Here is a 2688-nt window from a genome sequence, read left to right as displayed (position 1 = left end):
CCAAGAGAAAGAGGATGAGCACTATGATCAGCTCAAGCTTGGTATGTGATGCCACCTTTAGGTGGCTCCAATTCTTGCCCCTTTGAGGGGCTAACAGTAATAAGCCTCCGGCTTTGCCGGAGGTAATTTAACTAGTTGTTTTGCATGAGGGAGAAGAGTGGAGGTGAGCCATAATGAATGGCTCAGGTTCGGCCCCGGTTCGGTTTGTGTACACCGGTTCGGTGCCAGATAAAAAACTACTTTGGATTGTTCGTCTATTTGTGGGCATGAGTGACTGAGCTTCGGACTGTTAATCCGTAGGTCTAAATTTACTACAAAAAATATTTATTTATATAAAATAAATATTTACATATAGATGCCGCTGAGGAATATTCTTTTTATACGAGTATGTAGGATTATTGTAGGAAAGTTTAATCTACACTCGTAACGGGTAACCGCATGTTATACATTGCAGTGACGCATAACAGAAATACATCAAATAACACATTAGCTTCTTTTCAAATCTAATTATTTCAATTGTAAAAAGAAGTTATCCAAAAAACCAGCACTTCCAGCACTACCAGCAGTAGCGAGGGTTTTAGAGCTATATAATCAACACTAGGACAGCACCCATCTTTCGAACTAGCTCACTTTATTTAGAACTTGGTGAATATTTGTGCCAACATTATTCCACATTAACAGACTATAAACATTCATGCCTCGATATGAATACAGTGATTATTTACTAGTTAGATATTCCTTCTCATTACAAGAGCCTATTACAGGTACAACCGGCATCGGAGGATTGAAAGAAGAAACGCTCTCGAATTAATTTATCTGCTGATCTGATGAAAGAATGACCTGCAGCCCAAAGCGAATCTGGCCAGATTCTCCGATCACTGATTACAGAGAAGTTGCCAATATGGATCTTCTAGTAAAAAAAATTGCTCAGACATTAGCTATATCATCTGATTTTTTATCTATGAATGCATTAATCTTTACCCGTCGCTCAGCAAGCAACTTCCTTCTCTCTGCAGCCACTTTCATAGCATTCTCGTAGATTGCATCAAGTTCTTCTTTAGGTGGGAAGGCATTGAGATTGGCATGATCCTTAAACTCAACTTTATTTTTCCAGTCCTTCGGCCTGCGATTGAATAGCCAAAATCGCTGGGCAGAAATATTCGGGGAATTTGCTTCTTAAGGGTAACCACTTTTCCATCAAATAACTTATCTTCTGTAACGTAATGCTGGCCAGTTGCAGACTTGAATAAGGAAAATGCCACCTCGGCATCAGCAATCATTTTCCCTTTCTTTATGGACACGGAAAATTCAGAATATACTTTCTTCCATTCATAAATTGTATCTTTATTGACTCCGAAGAAATTTGCAAGTTCTACATCAATTGCACCCAGCAAACACATCCTATATGCTTGTTCTGCATACTCTTCCTTATAAAGAGTTGGCCGACCTACAGGAAGTTTTTTAAGCACTTTTTTAAGCACTTCTTTGATGGCTACATGGTTACTCTTGGATGGTTTCTGCGTAACCGTAGTAACCTTACCATGGTTATCCGTAACTTTAGAAACCTTTAATTCTCCCTTTACGGGTTTTGTTTTTTCTACTTCTTTTTTAGTCCATCCTTCGCGTGTTGCAATCTTGCGAATAGCTTGTGGAGATACATCAAGTTTTAACTCATCAACTAGCCAGGTAAAACCTTTCCGTTCATTTCCTTCCCATCTTCCCCTGACGTTTGCCCATTGTTCAGGAGATAGTTTCGGTTTCGCTGCCATCTTTCATCTTCATTATCAAGCTTGAGTTATGCCACTGGTGAACTCACTACTGCTTCTTCTGCAGCCACTTTATTTGTTCTTTATTAGCTTGAAAATTTTAGCAGGAGAATACTTATATCTTAAGCGTGATATTCCTTCTCAACCTTCTTAGGCTACTTCAAATGATCTACAGGGTATAGCTACAAATAAAAAACGAACAATTTAGACAGCAGCGGGGCGTGCATTCTTGGGAAATATAGAGAAGTCGCAAAACCGGGCAACTTTAGTTCGAACTCATAAAAGTATTCCGACTAACTATTATCCTTTTTTAAAGCTGGCTTGGGCGGTTTGGGTGCAAACACCGCCGACAATATGGCGGAAAGAGTAAAAACAATGAGGGCTGGATTCCTGTTTCTGATGATTACGATGATCCGGCATATTCAGGTGGCAACATGGAGCGGCCTGCGCTGCAGCGATTATTGATCGACATAGAAGCCGGCAAGATAGACGTTATCATCATCTACAAGATTGACCGGTTGACGCGCAGTCTGGCTGACTTCTCCAGAATGGTCGAGGTATTCGAACAGCACAGGGTATCATTTGTTTCGGTGACCCAAAATTTTAATACGACAACTTCAATGGGCCGGCTAATGTTGAACATTTTATTGTCGTTTGCCCAATTTGAACGTGAAGTCACTGGTGAGCGCATTCGTGACAAGATTACTGCTAGCCTGAATATTGCACGAGCATCCAAACTAAGAGCGAATTTGTCAGAAATTTATTTTTAATTCGGATGAATCGTATTTCTAGTTGGAATTTGTTGTTAAACATTATGCTTTTTTGTGTTTTCTGGTGGAGCTATAGCAAAAAATGGGGATTTCTTCAGCTAATAGACATAGCTCACCCCCGCCTAGCTATTTGATGCGGTAAACGGAGATTC

The 2688-nt window shown here is 40.0% G+C and carries 1 protein-coding gene and 1 pseudogene; one reads left to right on the top strand and one right to left on the bottom strand.

Annotated features, from left to right (window positions below; genetic code table 11):
• Nucleotides 1-1022 precede the first annotated feature (1022 nt).
• Nucleotides 1023-1769 carry a hypothetical protein gene (locus BM122_RS20955; protein WP_074907585.1) on the bottom strand — a complete coding sequence of 249 codons (747 nt, stop codon included), beginning with the start codon at nucleotides 1767-1769 and terminating at the stop codon, nucleotides 1023-1025.
• 380 nt (nucleotides 1770-2149) lie between these two features.
• On the opposite strand from BM122_RS20955, the pseudogene BM122_RS20950 reads away from it, so the two are divergent.
• Nucleotides 2150-2536 (top strand): annotated as a pseudogene (locus BM122_RS20950) (recombinase family protein); the annotation flags it as partial.
• Nucleotides 2537-2688: the final 152 nt, after the last annotated feature.

Origin of the sequence: Nitrosomonas communis (genome assembly GCF_900114745.1) — a bacterium.
Taxonomy (GTDB): domain Bacteria; phylum Pseudomonadota; class Gammaproteobacteria; order Burkholderiales; family Nitrosomonadaceae; genus Nitrosomonas; species Nitrosomonas communis_A.
Note: the sequence above shows the minus strand (reverse complement) of the source record. Positions and strands in the feature narration are given on the sequence as shown.

Excerpts from the sequence above, each read along its gene's own strand:
- BM122_RS20955 (WP_074907585.1), bottom strand. The coding sequence starts at position 1,769 with ATGGCAGCGAAACCGAAACTATCTCCTGAACAATGGGCAAACGTCAGG.